Annotated in this window: 16 protein-coding genes; 5 read left to right on the top strand and 11 right to left on the bottom strand. The window is 72.0% G+C overall.

Translation table 11 applies throughout. From position 1 onward, the window contains the following. Positions 1-28 precede the first annotated feature (28 nt). The 8 genes from V6U81_RS02470 to V6U81_RS02435 form a co-directional block, all read right to left on the bottom strand. Positions 29-2,908, bottom strand: coding sequence for an AfsR/SARP family transcriptional regulator (locus V6U81_RS02470; RefSeq protein ID WP_334483723.1), 2,880 nt, complete (start codon positions 2,906-2,908; stop codon positions 29-31). A gap of 122 nt (positions 2,909-3,030) precedes the next feature. After that, complete coding sequence (locus tag V6U81_RS02465; protein ID WP_334483720.1) at positions 3,031-3,510, bottom strand: sigma-70 family RNA polymerase sigma factor; 480 nt, start codon at positions 3,508-3,510, stop codon at positions 3,031-3,033. Between the two features lie 162 nt (positions 3,511-3,672). After that, a complete protein-coding gene (locus tag V6U81_RS02460) occupies positions 3,673-6,486 on the bottom strand; it encodes an AfsR/SARP family transcriptional regulator (RefSeq protein ID WP_334483717.1) in 2,814 nt (937 codons plus the stop codon). A 215-nt stretch (positions 6,487-6,701) separates the two neighbouring features. Continuing rightward, positions 6,702-7,514, bottom strand: a complete 813-nt coding sequence (locus V6U81_RS02455; RefSeq protein WP_334483714.1) for an ABC transporter permease — start codon at positions 7,512-7,514, stop codon at positions 6,702-6,704. After that, positions 7,511-8,428: an ABC transporter permease gene (locus V6U81_RS02450; RefSeq protein WP_334483711.1), complete on the bottom strand. Its 918-nt coding sequence runs from the start codon at positions 8,426-8,428 to the stop codon at positions 7,511-7,513. The genes V6U81_RS02455 and V6U81_RS02450 overlap by 4 nt, the downstream gene beginning before the upstream one ends. 5 nt (positions 8,429-8,433) lie before the next feature. After that, a complete protein-coding gene (locus tag V6U81_RS02445) occupies positions 8,434-9,633 on the bottom strand; it encodes an ABC transporter substrate-binding protein (RefSeq protein WP_334483708.1) in 1,200 nt (399 codons plus the stop codon). Between the two features lie 30 nt (positions 9,634-9,663). Next, on the bottom strand, positions 9,664-10,695 hold the full coding sequence (locus V6U81_RS02440; protein ID WP_334483705.1) for an ABC transporter ATP-binding protein: 1,032 nt from the start codon (positions 10,693-10,695) through the stop codon (positions 9,664-9,666). A gap of 201 nt (positions 10,696-10,896) precedes the next feature. Further along, on the bottom strand, positions 10,897-11,637 hold the full coding sequence (locus tag V6U81_RS02435) for a TetR/AcrR family transcriptional regulator (RefSeq protein ID WP_334483702.1): 741 nt from the start codon (positions 11,635-11,637) through the stop codon (positions 10,897-10,899). A gap of 204 nt (positions 11,638-11,841) precedes the next feature. On the opposite strand from V6U81_RS02435, the gene V6U81_RS02430 reads away from it, so the two are divergent. Together V6U81_RS02430 and V6U81_RS02425 are read left to right on the top strand one after the other, a co-directional pair. Then, entirely contained in the window at positions 11,842-13,191 is a 1,350-nt protein-coding gene (locus tag V6U81_RS02430; protein WP_334483700.1) for a transaminase, read from the top strand. Then, entirely contained in the window at positions 13,188-13,967 is a 780-nt protein-coding gene (locus V6U81_RS02425) for an SDR family NAD(P)-dependent oxidoreductase (RefSeq protein WP_334483697.1), read from the top strand. Before V6U81_RS02430 ends, V6U81_RS02425 begins: the two co-directional genes overlap by 4 nt. A 320-nt stretch (positions 13,968-14,287) precedes the next feature. Here V6U81_RS02425 and V6U81_RS02420 read toward each other — a convergent pair whose 3' ends face one another. From V6U81_RS02420 to shbA, 3 genes are all read right to left on the bottom strand, one after another. Next, complete coding sequence (locus V6U81_RS02420) at positions 14,288-15,490, bottom strand: hypothetical protein (RefSeq protein ID WP_334483695.1); 1,203 nt, start codon at positions 15,488-15,490, stop codon at positions 14,288-14,290. Positions 15,491-15,625: 135 nt separating this feature from the next. Beyond that, complete coding sequence (locus V6U81_RS02415) at positions 15,626-16,507, bottom strand: hypothetical protein (protein ID WP_334483693.1); 882 nt, start codon at positions 16,505-16,507, stop codon at positions 15,626-15,628. After that, positions 16,504-17,082 carry an RNA polymerase sigma factor ShbA gene (gene shbA / locus V6U81_RS02410; RefSeq protein WP_334483691.1) on the bottom strand — a complete coding sequence of 193 codons (579 nt, stop codon included), beginning with the start codon at positions 17,080-17,082 and terminating at the stop codon, positions 16,504-16,506. The genes V6U81_RS02415 and shbA overlap by 4 nt, the downstream gene beginning before the upstream one ends. A 164-nt stretch (positions 17,083-17,246) precedes the next feature. On the opposite strand from shbA, the gene V6U81_RS02405 reads away from it, so the two are divergent. The 3 genes from V6U81_RS02405 to V6U81_RS02395 are packed head-to-tail and all read left to right on the top strand — an operon-like array spanning position 17,247 to position 19,817. Next, positions 17,247-18,245 carry an ABC transporter ATP-binding protein gene (locus V6U81_RS02405; RefSeq protein WP_334483690.1) on the top strand — a complete coding sequence of 333 codons (999 nt, stop codon included), beginning with the start codon at positions 17,247-17,249 and terminating at the stop codon, positions 18,243-18,245. Further along, on the top strand, positions 18,242-19,012 hold the full coding sequence (locus V6U81_RS02400) for an MlaE family ABC transporter permease (RefSeq protein ID WP_334483687.1): 771 nt from the start codon (positions 18,242-18,244) through the stop codon (positions 19,010-19,012). Before V6U81_RS02405 ends, V6U81_RS02400 begins: the two co-directional genes overlap by 4 nt. Before the next feature lies 1 nt (position 19,013). Next, positions 19,014-19,817 carry an MlaE family ABC transporter permease gene (locus V6U81_RS02395; RefSeq protein WP_334483684.1) on the top strand — a complete coding sequence of 268 codons (804 nt, stop codon included), beginning with the start codon at positions 19,014-19,016 and terminating at the stop codon, positions 19,815-19,817. Positions 19,818-19,819: the final 2 nt, after the last annotated feature.

Below are 19,819 nucleotides of genomic sequence, written 5' to 3'. Positions count from 1 at the left end.
CGCGGCGCCCACCGGCGCCGCGTCCGGGTCACCGGTGCCAGAGCAACCGGTCGCGGATCCGCCGGGCCATCGGCGAGTCCGTCCCGTCGAGCTCGGCGAGGGCCTCGCTCCAGGCCTGCCCGGCCAGGGCCGGGTCGCCGTTGGCGGAGTGGAAGTCGCCGATGGCAACCAGCACCTCCGCGGTGTGGTGGGTGGCCCGGGCGCCGCGGAACGTGTCGATCGCCTGCTGCCAGCTCGCCATCGCGTGCGGCAGGTCGTCGATCATCGAGTACGTGTGTGCCAGCCAGGCCTGGGTGGTGCCCACCCCGTGCAGGTCGCCGAGGACCTCGAACTGCCGCCGCGCCTCGATGAACATGCCCAGCGCCTCGGCGTGCCGGCCGAGCCAGCCCTGTGCCCGTGCGATGGCCAGCAGGGCGTTGGTGGCGCCCCGCACATTGCCCTCGGCGCGAAAGAGCGCCCGTGCGGCCTCGGCATGCCGGATCGCCTCGTGGTAACGCCGCTGGTCCAGCCGGATCTCGGCGATGTTGTTCTCCACGTGGCCCTGCTCGGTGCGCCGGCCGAGCCGGTCGAAGAGCGCCCGGGCGTGCTGCAGGTGCGCCAGCCCCCGGTCCAGATCGGCCAGGAAGTAGCAGGCGCCGGCGAGGCTGCGGTGCAGCAGGGCCTGGGCGGCGGGGTCGTCCCCGGTCGCGGCGAGGCCGGTGCTCACCGTCGCCGCCCACTGCGTGAACTGCGCGGTGTCCTGGAAGAAGTTCTGCAGGGCCAACGCGATCTGCCAGGCCGTGCGAGGCCGGCCGCGCTCCCTGGCCCGCGCGACGATGTCGGTCAGCACCCGCTGCTCGGCGGCGAACCAGGCCATCGCGTCGGCCCGGCCGGTGAAGCCGCGCCCGGTGACCCCGCGCTCGGACGGCAGGGGCAGCGGCAGCGGCACCTGCGGCTGCAGGGGCAGATGCGCGGCGTAGGCACTGAGCTGGTAATAGTCGTAGACCCGATCGATGGCGGCGTCCCGCTCGGCCGCGTCGTCGTGCTCCTCCCCGAGCTCCACGGCATAGGCGCGCAGCAAATCGTGCATCCGCCATCGGCCGTCGCCGGGCTGGACCAGCAGCTGCCCCCCGAGCTCGGCGAGCAGGCCGCGGGCGGCGCGCGGGGACAGGCCGCCCAGGGCGGCCACCGATTCCGTGCTCACCTCCCCGGCCGGGTGCAAGGGCAGCAGCCGGAAGAGCCGGGCTGCCTCGGGAGTCAGGGCCCGGTAGGACCAGGAGAAGATCGCCTCCAGATCGGCGTGTGCGTCCCCGAAGCCGGCCAGCCGGCCGTCGGCCTCGGCCAGCTCACCAGCGACCGCGGGCAGGCTGAGCCCGGGCCGGCCGACGCTGCGGGTGGCGACCAGCGCCAGGGCCAGCGGCAGCCGGCCGCACCGCGCGATGATCTCGTCGACGGCGGCCGGGTCGGCGGCCGCCGCGTCGCCGAGCCGGCGAGTGAGCAGCTCGCGGGCCTCGGCGTCGGTCAGCAGGTCGAGGTGCAGCGGTTGGGCGCCCGCCGGGCCGGCCACGCCGGTGATCCGGCGGCGGCTGGTGGCGATGACGAGACTGCCGCCGGTGCCGGGCAGCAGGTGGCGGATCTGGTCCCAGTCGCGGCAATTGTCGAGCAGGATCAGCATCCGGCGCTCGGCCAGGATGCTGCGGTAGAGGCCCGCCTGGGCGTGCAGCTCGGCGGGGATGGCGGCCGGCGCGACCCCGAGGGACCACAGGAAGCCGCGCAGCGCCTCCGCCGGTGTCATCACCGAGTCACCGGAGTCGAAGCCGCGCAGGTCCGCGTGCAACTGCCCGTCGGGATAGCGGGCGGCCAGCCGGTGGGCCAGGTGCACCGCGAGGGTGGTCTTCCCGACGCCGGGCATCCCGTCGATGACCAGCGCGCTGGTCCGCGGGTCTCCGGCCAGCAGTTCCTCCGCGGCGGCCACGACGCCGCGGCGGCCGGTGAAGTAGGGGTGGTCGGCCGGCAACTGCGCCGGCGGCTCGGCCCGGGGCGACTGCGACAACTCCAGCTCGGCTGGCGGCCATAATTCGGCCTCCGCGCCGCTAGGCGGCGCTTCGGGCCGAATGAAGGCCGGTCTGACCCCCCGCCTCGTCCTGGAGCCGTCGGCCGGGGCGTCGTGGTCGAGCAGGCTGTCCCGGGCCGCGCGCAGGTCGACACCCGGCTGGATGCCGAGCTCGTCGGCGAGCCGGTGCTCGATGTCGGCATAGGCCGCGAGAGCCTCGGCCCGCCGGCCGTCCGCGGCGAGCGCGAGCAGCAGCCGCGCCTGCAGTGCCTCGTCCAGCGGCTCGTATTCGGCGGCCAGCCGGATCGCGGGCAGCACCAGGGGGACGCACCCGGCCCGCAGGGCGGCGTCGGTCGCCGCCCGGACGGCAGCGAACCGCTCGCCGTCGACAGCGACGAACTCCGGATGGGCCCGGCCGCCGGCCTGCAGGCCCGAGGCGCACCGGTCGCGCCACAGCGCCAGCGCCTCCCGGTAGAGCTCGACGGCCGGCTCGCCGGAGCTGCCACCGGCCTGGGCGACCAGGCGCCGGAAACGCAGCAGGTCGAGTGACTCCCCGTCGATCCGCAGCCGGTATGCGGCGTCATCGCGGATCAGCACCGAGCCCGCTGCCCGCGTCGGCAGGCCCGGCTCGAAGCGCCGCCGGAGCACCCCGACGTGCCGGTGCACCACGTTGACCGCGCTGGGTGGGGGGTCGGATTCCCAGAGCAGGTCGACGAGCTCGGCGACGCTGACCGCGCCGCCGGCCCGGGCGAGCAGCAACGCCAGGATCAGCCGCTGCTGCCGGGTACCCAGGTCAATTTCGGACTGGCCGCGCCAGGCCCGCACCGGGCCGAGAACGGCGAATGAGAGCAGGCTGGTCATCCTGATGCGATCCATACCGGGCTGGTGGCCACGAGGGCCGCAGCATGGCAGGGCCGGCGCCACGAGACGGGCGCGCGTCGCGGCACTGTGAGCTGCGACTCAGCGGTCGGATCGCCGGCCGGCAAAGTCGTCCCTGCTCAGGCCGCCTTGAGGCCGGTGCGCAGAGCGCGCAGCGCATAGTGGGTCCGGGACTTCACCGTGCCGATCGGCACTCCCAGCCGGCCCGCGAGCTCTGCCGGTGACCGTCCGACCAGGTAGACCTCGGAGAGCAGACTGCGCTGCGCCGGGCTCAGCCGGCCGAGCGCGTGCCGGATGGCGTACGACGCGAGCGCGCTGCCGACGGTGTCGTCACCAGCGGGAATCCAGGTCATGTCGACGAGGTGGACCTCGGCCGGCCGGTTGAGCCGCAGCCGGACGCCGTCGATGACGAGCCGTCGCGCGATGGTGATGAGCCATCGGCGGGCGGCATCGGGCTCGGCCGGCACCGAGTCGAGGTGCCGCCAGGCCCGCAGCATCGTCTCCTGGAGCAGATCCTCCGCGGTCTGCCGCTGGCCGCGGGTCAACACGAGCAGGAGACGCAGCACGGCACGGGCGTGGTCCGCATGCAGCGCGGTCATGCGCTCGGTCCGGCCGTCCGGTGATTCGTCGGGTGCCCGCAGCACGGTGTTTCCTCCCCCAGAGGCAGGAGCAACGGTGAATGCGGCACGAGCCTAGGGACGGCCGATGCGAATGGACTGACGCGAAAGTGCGGATCGAGTGCCGTCGCCGATCGCGATCGGTCACGGACCCGACGTGACCGCCGCGAGCAGGTCGGCCAGCCGCCGGCCGGTCCGGGTCTGCGCGTACGGGATCAGGGCCAGCGCCTCCTGCCACGCCCGCACCGCGGCGTCCTGGTCGCCGGCGGCGGCGAGGGCGTCGCCGAGCCGCGCCAGCACCTCCGCAGCCGGCGCCGACGCCGAGGCCTCCTGGTAGGCGACGGCCGCCTCGCGCCAGCAGTCGACCGCCTTGCCAAGCTCCCGGCGGGCGGAATGCACCTGGCCGAGCACCTCCCACGCCTCGGCGATGCCGAGCCTGTACCGCGCTCCGCGCGACAGCGCCATCGCCTGCTCGGCGCAGCGTACGGCCTCTTCCTCCCGGCCCAGCTCGGCGTTGCTCGCGGCGATGATCACCAGGGCGTCCGCGAGCAGCCTGTCGTCTCCGGCCGTCCATGGCCCCAGCGCCGCGGACAGCGTCCGGACGACCTCCTCGTGTCGCCCCTGGGCGCCCAGGACCATCGCCCGATTGATCCCGGCCCGAATCATCTCGCCGTGCAGGCCCAGCTGGGCGAGCAGCTCGAGCGCCTGGTCGAGGTGCCCGACCGCGGTCTCGTGCTCGCCCCGGAAGTAGGCCGCACCGGCCAGGCTGCGGTGCATCCGGGCCTGCCCGACCAGGTCGCCGCCCGCCCGGGCGGCCTCGAGGGCCACCTCGCCGGTCGTCGTCCAGTCGGCCCACCGGCCGCTGCGGTCGAAGAAGTGCTGCATGCCCAGGGCGAGCTGCCAGGCGTCGGTGTGCCGGCCCCGCTGGGCGGCCCGGCCGACCAGCGCGATCAGGACCTGCCGCTCGGCGGTGAACCAGCGCATGGCGTCGCCGTTGGCGGCGAAGCGCAGCGGGGTCTCGCCCGGCCCCGGCTCGATCATGGGTTGGTACTCGGAGGCCAGCAGCCGCCGGTGCGCCTGATAGCAGGTGGCCCGGTAGAACTGCAGGCAACGCAGCTCCGCGGCGGCGCGGTCGGCCGGGCTGTCGTTCTCCTCGCCGAGCTCCGTGGCATAGGCCAGCAGCAGGTCGTGGGTGCGGTAGCGGCCCGCCAGGTCCTCGGTGATCAGGTGCGCGCGGCTCAGCTCGCCGATCAGCGCCCGCCCGCTCCGCAGCGGGACGCCGGCCAGGCCCGCCGCCCCGGCGATCGAGATGTCGGGGCCGGGATGGATCGGCAGCAGCCGGAACAGCCGGGCGGCCGGGGCGGAGAGTGCCTGGTAGGACCAGGAGAAGACGGCACGCAGACCGGTCTGCGGGTCGTCGCCGTCGAAGCCGTCCAGGCTCCCGGGCGCCTGGGCCAGCTCGGCGGCGATCTGCGCCGGTGGCGTCCGCGGCAGGCTCGCCGCGCGGGCGGCCACCACGGCCAGCGCGAGCGGCAGCCGCCCGCAGCTGGCGATGATGGCGTCGATCGCGGCCGGGTCCGCCGCGACGCGTCCGGCGCCGAGCGGCCCGAGGAGCGCCGCGCGGGCCTCCTCGAGGCTCGGCAGGCCGACCGGCAACGGGTGGGCGCCGGCCGTGGTCAGCAGGCTGCTGAGCCGGCTGCGGCTGGTGACGATGACCAGACAGTCGGGGCTGCCCGGCAGCAGGTGTCGGATCTGCTCGGCGTCCCGGCAGTTGTCGAGCACGATCAGCAGACGCCGGCCGGCAAGGCTGCTGCGGTACATGCCCGCCTGGGCGTGCAGCTCGGCGGGAATGCCCTCCTGCGGGACCCCGAGCGAGCCGAGGAAGCCGCGCAGGGCCTCGGCCGGGCTCATCGCCGGCTCCCGTCCGTCGTATCCGCGCAGGTCGACATAGAGCTGCCCGTCCGGGTAGCCGGCGGCGAACTCGTGGGCGAGGTGAACGGCGAGGGTGGTCTTGCCGATCCCGGGCATGCCGTCGATCGCGAGCACCGCCGGCCCGCCCGGGCGCGCGACCGCCGCCCGGGCCTCGGCGATGAGGTCGTCCCGGCCGCTGAAGAAGGGCAGGTCCGGCGGCAGCTGCGCGGGCCGGGGGAGGGGCGACGGCGACCCGGTACGCGCCGGCCGGGTGCGCTGGTGCAGCAGCCGGTCGTACGCCTCCCGCAGCTCCTCGCCCGGATCGATGCCCAGGTCCTCGGCGAGCCGGCGGCGCACCACCCGGTACGTCTCCACGGCTTCGGCCTGGCGGCCGTCGGCGGCGAGGGCGAGCAGCAACCGGCTCTGCAGCGACTCGTCGAGCGGGTGTTGCTCGGCGGCCTGCCGCAACGGCGCCAGCACCGCGCTCAGCCGGCCGCAGCGCTCGGCGGCGTCGGCGGCCTCGCGCACGGCCTGGGCGCGTTCGGCCTCCACCGCGAGGAACGCGGGATGCCGGCGGGAAGCCGGTTCCAGGCCGGCGGCGCACCGGCCGCGCCACAGCCGCATCCCGTCGAGGGAATGCCGCAGCGCCGACTCCGGGTCGCCGTCCCGCAGGCGTCGGCCGGCCAGCCGGCTCAGCGACCGGAACTTCAGCAGGTCAAGAGACTCCTCATCGGCGCGCAGCCGATAGCCCGCGAGCTCCCGCAGGATGTGCCGGCCCGCCGAGCGGGTGGGCAGGCCGGGCTCGAGCAGCCGCCGGAGCACCCCGACGTGCCGGTGCACGACGTTCGCGGCGCTGGCCGGGGCGTCCTCGTCCCAGAGCAGGTCGACCAGCTCGGCCAGGGAGACCGGTGAACCGGCCCGGGCCAGCAGCAACGCGAGCACCAGGCGCTGCTGGCGGGCGCCCAGATGCAGCTCGGCGCCGGCCCGGACGACCCTGATCGGGCCGAGCACCGAGAAACCGATCGTTTCGCCCGCCTCCGCCCGCACACCGGCAACGGTAACCGGCCGACCGCCACCGGAGCTTGCGACCGCAGCCCAAGGGCGGGACCGGGTCTCCGGGAGGGCGACGGGGGAAGGGGGAGGCAGGCGGTAGGACTGAGCGCTGCGTCTCCCGCCTACGACACGGGTACGGCCATGCGGGGCAATGCCGCTGACCTGGTGGTGGTCAAGCTGGAGCAGCGGCTCGGGTGGGGGCGGGCGGGTCAGAGGCGACCGCCGGCAGCGGTGTCCGAGACACGCTGGGCGAGGTAGATCGGCACGACGGAGAGCACGATCAGCACGGCCGCGACGACGTTGATGACCGGCGCCTGGTTCGGCCGGAACAGGTTGTTGAAGATCCAGATGGGCAGGGTCTGCACGCCCGGCCCGGCCGTGAAGGTCGTCACGATGATCTCGTCGAAGGAGAGCGCGAAGGCCAGCAGCCCGCCGGCGAACAGCGCCGAGCGCAGCAGCGGGAAGGTGACGTAGCGGAACGTCTGGAAGGTGTCCGCGCCGAGGTCCGCGCTCGCCTCCTCCAGGTTGCCGCTGAGCCGGCGCAGCCGGGCCAGCACGTTGTTGTAGACCACCACCACGCAGAACGTCGCGTGCCCGATGATCACCGAGAGTAACCCCTTGCCCATCCCGAGCGGCTCGATCAGCGAGCGGAAGGCGGTGTCCAACGCGATCCCGGTGACGATGCCGGGCAGCGCGATCGGCAGCACCACGAGCAGCGACACGGCGTCGCGCCCGAAGAACCGGTAGCGCTGCACCGCGAGGGCGACCAGGCTGCCGAGCAGCAGCGCGACGGCGGTGGCGCCCAGCCCGGCTTTGACCGAGGTCCACAGCGCCTCGCGCGCGCCCTCGTTCTCCCACGCCCGCACCCACCAGTCGGTGGTCCAGCGCGGCGGCGGCCAGGCGAAGGTGCGGTCGGAGTTGAACGAGTTGACCAGCACGATGGCCAGCGGCACGTAGACGAAGGCCAGGCCCATCGCCATGGCCGTGCGCAGCAGCCAGCGCCCTCCGCGCGACAGCGTCACAACTCCTCCAACGCGCCGGAGCGGCGCACCGCGACCAGATAGACGACCATGATGAGTACGGGGATCGTGGCGAGCGCCGCCGAGAACGGCAGATTGTTCGCCGCGCCGATGTTGGCGTACACGAGGTTGCCGATGAGCTGAGTCTTGCCGCCCACGATCTGCACGGTGATGTAGTCACCCAGCGACAGGGAGAACGTGAAGATCGTGCCGGCGATGACCGACGGCACGATCATCGGCAGCACCACCGAGCGGAAGGTGCGCCCGGCCCGGCCGCCGAGGTCCGCCGACGCCTCCAGCAGCGAGTCGGGCAGCCGTTCCAGCCCCGCGTAGATGGGCAGGATCATGTATGGCAGCCACAGGTAGCTCAGCACCAGGACGATCGCGGGCAGGCCGTAGCCGGGCCCGTTGCCGGGGCCGCCGAAGAGCCAGTCCACCGGGCCGCCGTTGGCGAGCATCACCCGCCAGGCGTACGCCTTGACCAGGTAGCTCGCCCACAGCGGGGTGAGGATCGCGATGATCAGGAATCGGCGGCTGCGTGGTGAGGCGACCTTTGCCATGAAGAACGCCATCGGCAGCGCGATGAGCACGTCGATGACGGTGACTGCGGCGGCGATGCCGAGGCTGCGCAGGGCGACGGTGCGATAGACCTCCTCGGTGAGGATGGTACGGAAGTTCGCGAGCGTGGGCTGGCGGACCAGGTCGCCGGTGAAGCTGTTGACCGTCCAGAACGCCGAGACGAGGAGCAGGGCCAGCGAACCGAGGTACGCCACGAGCAGCCAGAGCAGCGGCGCGGAGAGCAGCCCCGCGAGGCGGATGCCGCTGTGGCGGTGCAGCCAGGACGAGAGCCGGCGGACCGGCCCACGGGAGATGGTGTCATCGCCCGTGGGTCGGTCCACGGTGGAGAGGGCGGTCATGTGTCTCAGCCCTTGATCGTGGTCCAGGCCTGGGTCCAGGCCGCGTAGTCCTTGCACGTGACGTCCGTGCGGCCGTCGAGGCACTGCGCCACCGGCGTGCTCCAGAACCAGACCTTGTCGAAGTACGCCTCGTCGGCGGCGTGGAACGTGGCGCAGTGGTTCTTGTCCGCCGTCTTGTCGCAGGCGAGCTTGTTCGCCGGGGCCTCGCCGAACCACTCCGCCACCGCGGCGTTCGCCGTGGGGTCGATGATGTGGTTCATCCAGAGGTAACCGCAGTTCGGGTGCTTGGCCTTGGCGGAGACCATCCAGGTGTCGGACCAGCCGGTCGCGCCCTCCTCCGGCAGGACGGCCTCGACGGGAGCGCCGTCGGCCTTGGCGAGGTTGACGATGACCTGCCAGGCGGTGCCCACGACGGAGTTGCCGGACTTGAAGGCCTGGACCTCCTTGGTGTAGTCCGACCAGTACTCACCGATCAGCTCGTTCTGCTTCTTCAGCAGGCCCACGGCGGCGGCGAACTGCTTGTCGTCCAGCGCGTACGGGTTCTTGATGCCCAGTTCCGGCTGGTGCTTCATCAGGTAGAGCGCCGCGTCGGCGATGTAGATCGGCGAGTCGTACGCCGTCACCGTGCCCTTGTACGGGGAGTTCGCGTCGAACACCGCGCTCCAGGAGGTCGGCGCCGGGGTGACCTTGTCGGTGCGGTACATGAGCACGTTGGCCCCGCGGCCGTGCGGGATGCCGTACGCCACCTTGTCGACGGAGTTCCACTGCTTGAGCTTGAGGCCGTCGAAGACGTCCTTGTAGTTCGGCACCAGGTCGGTGTTGACCGGGGCGACCTCACCGCCGTAGATCAGCCGCAGGGAGGCGTCGCCGGAGGCCGAGACCACGTCGTAGTCGCCGGTCTTCATCAGCGTCACCATCTCGTCGGAGGTGCCGGCGACCTTCACGTTGACCTTGCAGCCGGTCTCCTTCTCGAAGCCGGTGACCCAGTCGACCTTCGGGTCGGTGGAACCGTTCTCGACGTACCCGGCCCAGGCGACGACATTGACCTGGCCCTCACCGGCGCCGAGCGACGCCAGCTTGTCGATCTTGGGTGGCTTGATGCCGCCGGGGCCGGAGCCGCCGGTGGCGCTGCCGCCGTCGCCGCATCCGGCCAGCGCGAGCAGGCCGGCCGCGGCGACCGCGGTGAACACTCGGGTGGTGCGCATCTGCGCTCTCCTTCGACTCGGGTGGGTGCTTCAACGAGGGGTGACGGGAACCGCGACGACGTGTTCCGCCCGCCAGCTCAGCCGGATCGGCTTGCCGCGCAGGGCCGCCACGTCGGTGGGGGAGGTCTGTTGGTTCTGCTGCATCGCCACCACCCGGGCCCCGGCATCGAGGTCGACCACGAAGCGGGTGGCCGCTCCGGCGTAGATCACCTCGACGACCTGGCCCGCCGCGCTGATCTCCTCGGCGGACGCGGGCGCGCCGCCGAGTCGGATCTTCTCCGGGCGTACGGAGAACACGCCGTCGCGGCCGAGCACCGCCCGGGCCGCCTCGCCCTCGAACAGGTTCGACGTGCCCACGAACCCGGCGACGAACGGCGTCCGGGGGCGCTCGTACACCTCGGCCGGCGTGTCGACCTGCTCGATGCGGCCCTGGTGGAACACCGCCACCCGGTCGCTCATCGTCAGCGCCTCCTGCTGGTCGTGGGTCACGAAGACGAAGGTGATGCCGACCTCGCGCTGGATCGCCTTCAACTCGACCTGCATCTCCTCGCGCAGCTTCAGGTCCAGCGCGCCGAACGGTTCGTCGAGCAGCAGCACGGCCGGGCGGTTGACCAGGGCGCGGGCCAGCGCGACGCGCTGGCGCTGTCCGCCGGACAGCGCGCTGGGCCGGCGCTCCCCGTACCCCTCGAGGCGGACCGTCCGCAGCGCCGCCGCCGCGCGCTCACGGCGTTCGGCGCGGGGGACCTTGCGCACCCGCAGGCCGTACTCGACGTTCTGCTGGACGGTCATGTGCGGGAAGAGGGCGTAGTCCTGGAAGACGGTGTTGACGTCCCGGTCGAACGGGGCGAGCCGGGTGACGTCGCGGCCGGCGAGGGTGACCGTGCCGCCGGTCGGCAGCTCGAATCCCGCGATCATCCGCAGCACCGTCGTCTTGCCCGAGCCCGACGGTCCCAGCATGGAGAAGAACTCGCCGTCGGCGATCTCCAGGTCGACGCCGGCGACGGCCTCCACGGCGTCGAACGACTTGCGCAGACCGGTCAGGCGGATCGCGGGTTCCGACACGGCGACAGGCTCCCACTCTTCAACGGATCCAGCGGACCCACGCAGGCGACGGCTACGGATTCTTTGGCGAGAGAATAGAACCGCAACGGATACCGCAGTCAAGAGCTGTGGCCGGATCGTTGGTTTTCCGTCCCGGCGGTACGGCCCCGACGGCAGGCGGGGCCGTGACCGCCTCGCTGGTCAGAGCGCCGGTCGGCCTTCTCAGCGGTCGTGCCGCGCTGCGGAGACCCGGGAACGGAGCCCTTCGAGGTAGGTCTCCAGGACCGTTCGGAACACCTCGTTCTCGTCCTCGAGGGCGGTGGCCACGGGGGTGCTGGCCGACCGCAGCGTCGCGGGGCGCTGCGCGGGGGTGGCGTAGACATGCCGCCCGATCGCGACGTCCAACGCCTGTTGCTCGGGGGAGAGACTGAGCAGTGTCGCCGTGATGCCGATGTGCCCGAGGACGACCTCCGCGAAGGCCCGGCAGTGACGGGCAGCTTCTTCGGGCTCGATTCCCGCCTTCGTCAGCTGGCCGGTGATCGTGTGAACGAGCTGCATCTCGGCGTCACCCCCGGTGAAGCGGGCGACCGACTGGGCCCCCAGCGCAGGACGCGCCAGGTAGGCCCGCCGCATGGACCAGGCGGCGCTGCGCAGCGTGTCCACCCAGCTCCTGCCCGGCTCGATCCCGGCGACCGCCTCGGCCATGAGCTGGTCCCCCATGGCGAGCAGGAGCTCGTCCTTGTGGCGGAAATGCCGGTAGAGGGCGGTGGGATCGGCGCCGAGGGCACGACCGAGGCGGGTGAGTGTCAGGAAGGTCGCTCCCTCACTGTCGGCGAGGCGCATGGCCGCCTCCAGGATGACCTCCCGGGAAAGGCTTGCCCGCTTCCTCGTCCCGGACGAGCGCGCGGGCTCCGACAGCGCATCCGGGGAGGCGCCGGGACCGGCATCGGATTCCTTCGCCATCGAAGTCTGCCCCTCCTCGTGGTCGCGCTGATGCCAGCAGATCACACCGCCGCGACCGCGGCCCGCGCCGGGTCAGGCAGGTGGTCACGGTGGTGCCGAGCTTCGTCAGTGGCACTGTCAACGCCGTTGACGGGAGAAGATCACGGCGAGTAGATTTCGGCTCCGTCGCCGATCACGCGGCCCGCATCGTCTCCTGGAGGATTCATGGACCGCAGCAGGCTCATCAATCTGTTGGAGCGCGAGCGCGACAGCCACATTCGACGGAATCCGCGTTCGGCCGCGGCGTACGCGAAGGCCGAGCACCTGTTCGGTCGAGTGCCGATGACCTGGATGAACAAGCAGGCCGCAGGCTTCCCGCTGTACCTGGACTCCGCCCGCGGCAGCCACGTGGTCGACCTCGACGGCCACGACTACGTCGACCTGTGCCTGGGCGACACGGGAGCCATGGCGGGACACAGCCCGGCTGCGGTGACGGAGGCGGTCACGCGACGGCTGGCCTCCCTCGGCGGAGCGACGGCGATGATGCCGACCGAGGATGCCGAATGGGTCGGCGCCGAGCTGACCCGCCGGTTCGGCCTGCCGAAGTGGAGCTTCTCGCTGACCGCCACGGACGCCAACCGGTGGGCGATCCGCCTGGCGCGCGCGGTCACGGGTCGGCCGAAGATCCTGGTCAACAGCTTCTGCTATCACGGCAGCGTCGACGAGTCACTCATCGTCGTCGGCGAGGACGGCGAGGGGGTCAGACGACCGGGCAACGTCGGCGCTCCGTGCGACGTGACGCTGACCAGTCGGGTGGCGGAATTCAACGACATCGACGGGCTCGCGCGGCAACTCGCCCACGGCGATGTCGCCGCCGTGCTCATGGAGCCGGCGCTGACCAACATCGGCATCGTGCTGCCCGAGCCGGGCTACCTCGACGCGGTGCGTAGCCTGGCCCGCCGGCACGGCACTCTGTTGATCAACGACGAGACGCACACGTTCTCGGCTGGCCCCGGTGGTTGCACGGGTGCCTGGGGCCTCGCACCGGACATCGTCACCATCGGTAAGGCCATCGGCGGCGGGGTGCCCGTCGGCGCGTACGGTCTCTCCGCCGAGCTGGCCGCTGCGATCCTCGACCGCGACGACCTGGACCTGGTCGACATGGGCGGGGTGGGTGGGACGCTCGCCGGGAACGCGCTCTCGGTGGCCGCCACGCGGGCCACGCTCGAGCATGTGCTCACCGATTCCGCGTTCGCGGAGATGACGGCGCTCGCGACCCGGTTCACCGACGCGGTCACCACCGTCATCGAGGCCCACGACCTGCCTTGGTCGATCAGCCAGCTCGGCGCCCGGGCGGAGTACCGGTTCGCGCGACCCGCCCCGCGCGACGGGACCACATCGGCGCGCGCATCGGACGGCGAACTGGAGGACTATCTGCACCTGTACCTCGCCAACCGCGGCGTGCTGCTCACTCCGTTCCACAACATGGCCCTGATGTCGCCCGCGACGACTGCCGCTGACGTGGACCACCACACCGAGGTGTTCACGGCCGCCGTCGCGGAGCTGCTGGCGTGACCACCTCGCGTCCGCTGGCCGGGCAGGTCGCGCTGATCACCGGCAGCGGCAGCAGCAGCGGCATCGGCTTCGCCTGCGCGCGCCGCCTGGGCCTGCTGGGTGCGCGCGTGGCGCTGACGTCGACCACCGAGCGGGTGCAGCTTCGGGCCGCCGAGCTGGCGGCCCTGGGGATCCCCGCCACCGGTCATGTCGCCGACCTCACCGATTCCGACCAGGCCGCGGACCTGGTCGCGGCGGCGGTCGCCGGGCACGGCGCGGTGACGGTACTGGTCAACAACGCCGGCATGACGTCGCTGGCCAGCCCGGAAAGCCTGGTTCCCGCCACGGATATGAGCGACGAGCAGTGGGAGCGCGGACTCCGGCGCAACGTCTCGACCGCCTTCTACGTGACCCGCGCCGCCCTCCCGGCGATGTGCGACGCCGAGCAAGGGCGCATCGTGAATATCGCCTCCACCTCCGGCCCCGTGTCGGCGTACCCGCACGACGCGGCATACCACGCGGCCAAGGCGGCGATGCTCGGGCTCACCCGGGCTCTCGCGGTCGAGACGGCGTCACGGGGTGTCACCGTCAACGCGGTGGCCCCGGGATGGATCGCCACCGGCTCCGCCACCGACCATGAGCTGGTGGCCGGTCGGCGAACGCCGGTCGGCAGATCCGGTACCCCGGACGAGGTCGCGGCCGTGGTCGCGTTCCTCGCCGCCCCGGACGCCAGCTACGTCACAGGCCAGCTGATCATCGTCGACGGAGGCAACTCGATCGCGGAGGATCACACATGAGCGGTGATCAGACCGTGGTCGTAGGGCACGGGCCCAAACGCCCTCGGGGACGGCGCGTGCCTGGGCAGTCGGGGGTCAGACGCCGCCGCGAAGAGGGGAACCCCTCGGGTGGCCTGCTCCTACAGTGCCGGGCCGGCCCGGAAGCGAGGTCGGCGTGCCCGCACGTGTTCGCGGGCGCGGTGAGCAGGCTGCCGCACCTCGGCCGGACTGCGGCCGATCATGTCCGCGATCGACGGGCAGGCCGTCGGGCCCGGCGATGCTGCCGTCGAGCTGGCGCGTGGGTGGCTCTGCGGTGTCCGGTGTAGATCGCCATGGTGTTGTTACGCGTCGGCGTAGGCGCGCAGCGCCTCGTAGGTCTTCGGCAGGCCGTATTGGCGGAGCGGCCCGTCAGGCCCCGACGGGCCGAACACGTGTGGATTCTGCGTGAGCCAGAGGACCACTGCCCGCTGCGCCGCCGTCAGTTCCTCGAAGGTGCGGTCGTGGTCCGATTCCATGTGCGGAAACGCGTAATCCAGCACCACGTTGAAGTGGTTGTGCCAGTTCGACTTGGGTGACTCGGCCAGCACCGCGGCGACGAGGTCCGCCCGCACCTGCTCGGCCACCGGCTCGGCGACGCGGTCGAGCACTTCGAGTGCCAGGTCGGCGGGGTCCGCTTCCCAGATGGTCGGCTCGGTGTTCTGTCTACGGATGACCGCCCAAGCGCGCAGCTCGGCTACTGCAGAGTCGGGCACCCCTTTCCCTGCCAGGAGCGCCCACGCCAGAGCAGCCGACCATCTGAGGTGGGAGTCTGTGCTTGCAAGTTGCCGGTCGAGCAGGCCCGCCACAGGCTGGGCGCACGCGCCGCCGACCAGTCCCAGGGCGACCAACGCGGCTCCCGCTATCCGCACTGGCTGCTGGTCGTCCGAGGCGATGTCGAGGAGCCGGGGGCGGATGGAGGTCATCTCCTCCGGGAACCAAGCCAAGGCCTGGATCGCTTCGCCGACCACCTCGGCGTCTGAGTCAACCAGGCATTTCAGCAGCACCGGGACGCCTGCCCGGACCGCGTCGTATGCGGCGAGCTCGTGCCGGGTCTCCGACAGGCGCCGCTCGACCTTGGCGAGCGGGATGGGCTGTCGCTGCCCGGTGCTGACGATGTCGTACCAGTCCTTCATCGTTTGCGACCAGCGCTGCCAGTTCTCCTCGGGGACCTCGGCCACGGCGTTCCGCAGGTCGGCGACCGGGAAGCCGGTGGCCACGTGGTAGCGCCCGTCACCGACAGCAAGGCTGGAAAGCAGGCGAATGACTTCGTGTCGGGCTGGCGTGGCGGGGTCGGCCACCAGCTCCAGCAGGAACGGGACCGCGTATGCGCTGGCCTCGTAACGGCTGCCCTGGTGGAAGATGTTGCCGTACAGCTCGTACATCGCCGTGCTCCGGACCTCGCCGTCCAATGACCGCAGGTCGCCGATGAGGGCTGGCACGTCCGCGGCACTTCCGTATGCGTGCGTCAACGACGCCCAGTCGATGGTGTTCAGGTCACGTGGCACCCGCCGGATTCTCCACGATGCGAGCCCACCATGGGGTACGGCCGCCAGGTGGCAGCATTGCTGCGGTGGATCAGTGGCCGTTCATAAGCGTCCGCCGGTCTGATACGACCGCCGAAGAGGTCACTTGGCTCGCAGTCAGCCGAGCAGGCCTCCGGTGGGCAGCGGCAGACCGGGCAGCGACGGCAGCAGCGAGGGACTCGTCAGCGGCGGCGGTGGAACGCCGGGCAGCGGCGGCAGCGGTATGGGGCGGTTGCTGGGCGGGGGCGCCGGCGGAAGGGCCGGGGCGGTGGTGGGCGCGGCGGGACCGGTGGTGCCTGCGGCGGGGCTGCCGGGACGGGGGCCGTCGGCCGTCGAGCCGGGGTGGGGCGCCGGTAACACCGGCGTGGTCCCACACTGGGGCCAGGTGGGGCAGGCCGGCACGGCCAGGTCCCGCAGAACGGCGTCGATCTCGGCGCGCAGCCGGGCGGCGTCGGCGGGGTCGGTGACCCGAGCCAGCTCCCGCTGAGCCTGCTCGAGCAACTGCCGAGCCTCGTCGAACCGTCCGGCAGCGGCGGCGTCGCGGGCCCGGGCGATGGTGTACTCGACGCTGCTCACGTCCGCCCGCTCCGGATAGAGGACCTTGGTCAGCGACCACAGGGGGCTGGTCGGCCCGGCGTTGCGGCTGCCGACGCCGAGCCCCGTGGCCAACACGAGGGCGGCGATCACGGCTGCGGCCACCCGCCAGGTCCGCCGCTGCAGCGGTCGCGACCGCCCGGTGACGGGGAGCAGGGCACCCGCGGGCAGATCGACGCTGTCCCGGCCGCCCTGGTGGCCGGCGCTCGTGGCGGCGCCGAGGACCGTGGTGGTCTCGTCGTCCGCCGCGTCGACGGCGATCTCGGCGCGCCAGGCGGTCAGCATCTCCGTGAGGAGGTCACCGTCGGCGACCGCCTCGTCCCGCCCCAGCGCGTCGAGAGTGGCGTCGTCGCGGGCCACGATGGCGAGGTCCAGCTCCTCGTCGTCCCGCCTACGTTCGCTCATGCCACCACCTCGTCCAGTTCGCCGCGGGACAGCGTACGGAGCCGGGCGAGCCCACGGGACTGGGTCACGCGTACGGCCGCGGCCGACATGCCGAGGATCGCGCCGACCTCCTCAGCGGTGAGACCGACCGCCACCCGCAGCGTGATGATCTCCCGTTGGGCGTCGGGCAGGCGTTGCAGCAGCACCGACAGCTGGCGGGCCAGATCCGTGGCAAGGGCCTGCTGCTCCGGCCCCGGCGCGGCGTCCGGCCGCTCCAGCGGGGTGTCGGTCACGGTGACCGCCGAGTCACGCACCGCCGCACGCTGTGCATCGACGACCTTGTGCGCGGCGACGGCGAAGACGAACGCCGAGAACGGCCGGCCCTGCTGCCGGTAGCGGGGGAGTGCCTTGAGCACCGCCAGGCAGACCTCCTGGGCCACATCGTCGGCCGTGGTGTACGCCCCGCCGATGCGGCCCAGCCGGGCGCGGCAGTAACGGACCAGCCGCGGCCGTACGTCCGTGAGCAGGGCGGCCACGGCCGCCCGGTCGCCGTCGGCGGCCCGGCGGACGAGCTCCGGCTCGATCGTCGTGGTCATGGGAATGCGAGACACCTTCGTTACCGGCTGGTGAACGCACGCTATCGAGATGCACTCCCCTTGGCTAGTTCACGTCCCGTGGTCGCGGCGCCACGAAAAGAATCTGTTGCGCTCAGTTCGTCTCCCGCGATGTCACAGGTAGGAACCAGGTGAGGGAGGGGTCGATGGGCGTCGAAGTCGCAGTGCAGGGGCTGACCAAGTCCTTCGGTGGCCAACCGGTCTGGTCGGACATCAGCCTGACCCTGCCGGCCGGCGAGATCTCCGTCCTGCTCGGCCCGTCCGGCACCGGCAAGTCGGTGTTCCTGAAGACCCTCGTGGGGCTGCTGCGGCCCGACGCCGGCTCCATCTGGATCGAGGACAAGGACCTGCCCCGGCTCTCCGAGCGCGCGCTGTACGAGGTGCGCAAGCTGTTCGGCGTGCTGTTCCAGGACGGCGCCCTGTTCGGCTCGATGAACATCTACGACAACGTGGCCTTCCCGCTGCGCGAGCACACCCGCAAATCGGAGTCGCAGATCCGTGACGTGGTCACCGAGAAGCTCGACATGGTCGGTCTCGTCGGCGCGGAGAAGAAGCTGCCCGGCGAGATATCCGGTGGCATGCGCAAGCGCGCCGGGTTGGCCCGCGCGCTCGTGCTCGACCCCCGCATCGTCCTGTTCGACGAGCCCGACTCCGGACTGGACCCGGTGCGTACGGCGTACCTGAACCAGCTCATCATCGACCTGAACCAGCGGACCGGGGCGACGTTCCTGATCGTCACGCACGACATCAACACGGCCCGCACGGTGCCGGACAACATCGGGCTGATCTACCACGGGCACCTGGCCATGTTCGGGCCGCGGGAGATGCTGCTGTCCAGCACCGAGCCGGTGGTGCGACAGTTCCTCAACGCCCAGCGGATCGGCCCGATCGGCATGGCCGAGGAGAAGGACGCCGAGGAGCTGCGCGCCGAGGCGGACGCCGGCGTGGAACTGCCCCCGCTGCCGCCCATCCCGCTGCAACTACCGCCCTCGGACGGGCTGCCACGGCAGGCCGAGCGGCCACCGGGGCAGTGGTGCCGGGACAACGACGTCACCCCGCCGCCCGGCTCCTTCGAGGGGCTGTCGACCAGCGGGCTGGGCCCGCGTCCGGCCGGCGGCCAGCACCACCGCGAGGTGCTCCGGTGAGCGCCCCGGTCAGCGCCGTCCGCGCCACCGGCGAGTTCTTCGCGTTCTGCCTGGACACGCTGCGCGGCCTGGGCCGCCGGCCGGTGCAGGTACGCGAGTTCGTCCAGCAGGCCTGGTTCATCAGCTCGGTGTCGATCCTGCCGGCCGCACTCGTCTCCATCCCCTTCGGCGCGGTCATCGCGTTGCAACTCGGCTCGCTGGTCCGCCAGCTCGGCGCGCAGTCCTTCACCGGCGCCGCGTCGGTGCTCGCGGTGGTCCGCGAGGCAGGCCCGATCGTCACCGCGCTGATCATCGCCGGCGCCGGCGGCTCGGCGATCTGCGCCGATCTGGGCTCCCGCAAGATCCGTGAGGAGCTGGACGCGATGCAGGTGCTGGGCATCGACCCGATCCACCGCCTCGTGGTGCCGCGCGTGCTCGCCTCGATGCTGGTCGCCGTCCTGCTCAACGGCCTGGTCAGCGTCGTCGGCGTCAGCGGTGGCTATCTGTTCAACGTGGTCCTTCAGGGCGGCACGCCCGGGGCGTACCTGGCCAGCTTCCAGGCCCTGGGGCAACTGCCCGACCTGCTGGTGGGCGAGGTCAAAGCGTTGCTCTTCGGCGCCGCCGCCGCACTGGTGGCCTCCTACAAGGGAATGACCGCCAAGGGCGGCCCGAAAGGGGTCGGCGACGCGGTCAACCAGAGCGTGGTGATCACCTTCATGCTGCTGTTCGCACTGAACTTCATCGTCACGGCCATGTACTTCCAGGTCGTCCCGCAGAAGGGAAGCTGAGATGGCGGTGCTACGTCAACTCGACGACCTCGGCGGTCAGCTCGCCTTCTACCTGCGCGCGTTCGCCTGGGCGCCGCGCACCGTGCGTCGGTACAAGCGCGAGGTGCTACGGCTGCTGGCCGAGGTGAGCTTCGGTTCCGGCGCGCTCGCCGTGCTCGGTGGCACCGTCGGCGTCATCTGCTTCCTGACCTTCTTCACCGGCACCGAGGTCGGGCTGCAGGGCTACCAGGCGCTCAACCAGATCGGTAGCAGCGCGTTCACCGGTTTCGTCTCGGCGTACTTCAACACCCGGGAGATCTCCCCGCTGGTGGCGGCGCTGGCCCTGTCTGCCACCGTCGGTTGCGGCTTCACCGCCCAGCTCGGCGCGATGCGGATCTCCGAGGAGGTGGACGCCCTGGAGGTGATGGGCGTGCCGTCCCTGCCCTTCCTGGTGACCACCCGCATGATCGCCGGCCTCGTCGCGGTGGTCCCGCTGTACGTGGTCGGGCTGCTCACCAGCTACCTCGCCACTCGTACCATCGCCGTCTCCTACTTCGGACAGTCCGCCGGCACCTACGACTACTACTTCCACCTCTTCCTGCCCCCCGGCGACGTGCTCTGGTCCTTCTTCAAGGTGCTGGTCTTCAGCGTGATCGTGGTGCTGGTGCACTGCTACTACGGCTACACCGCCAAGGGCGGGCCCGCCGCCGTCGGCGTCGCGGTCGGCCGGGCCGTCCGGCTCGCCATCGTCGCGGTCAACATCGTCGACTTCTTCCTGTCGCTCGCCATCTGGGGCGCGACCACCACCGTCCGGATCGCGGGGTGACC

Source organism: Micromonospora lacuserhaii (assembly GCF_036902735.1).
GTDB lineage: Bacteria > Actinomycetota > Actinomycetes > Mycobacteriales > Micromonosporaceae > Micromonospora.
Note: the sequence above shows the minus strand (reverse complement) of the source record. Positions and strands in the feature narration are given on the sequence as shown.

Coding starts and splice junctions, on each gene's coding strand:
- V6U81_RS02470 (WP_334483723.1), bottom strand. CDS start 2,908: ATGGATCGCATCAGGATGACCAGCCTGCTCTCATTCGCCGTTCTCGGC.
- V6U81_RS02465 (WP_334483720.1), bottom strand. CDS start 3,510: ATGACCGCGCTGCATGCGGACCACGCCCGTGCCGTGCTGCGTCTCCTG.
- V6U81_RS02450 (WP_334483711.1), bottom strand. CDS start 8,428: ATGACCGCCCTCTCCACCGTGGACCGACCCACGGGCGATGACACCATC.
- V6U81_RS02445 (WP_334483708.1), bottom strand. CDS start 9,633: ATGCGCACCACCCGAGTGTTCACCGCGGTCGCCGCGGCCGGCCTGCTC.
- V6U81_RS02435 (WP_334483702.1), bottom strand. CDS start 11,637: ATGGCGAAGGAATCCGATGCCGGTCCCGGCGCCTCCCCGGATGCGCTG.
- V6U81_RS02430 (WP_334483700.1), top strand. CDS start 11,842: ATGGACCGCAGCAGGCTCATCAATCTGTTGGAGCGCGAGCGCGACAGC.
- V6U81_RS02415 (WP_334483693.1), bottom strand. CDS start 16,507: ATGAGCGAACGTAGGCGGGACGACGAGGAGCTGGACCTCGCCATCGTG.
- shbA (WP_334483691.1), bottom strand. CDS start 17,082: ATGACCACGACGATCGAGCCGGAGCTCGTCCGCCGGGCCGCCGACGGC.
- V6U81_RS02405 (WP_334483690.1), top strand. CDS start 17,247: ATGGGCGTCGAAGTCGCAGTGCAGGGGCTGACCAAGTCCTTCGGTGGC.
- V6U81_RS02395 (WP_334483684.1), top strand. CDS start 19,014: ATGGCGGTGCTACGTCAACTCGACGACCTCGGCGGTCAGCTCGCCTTC.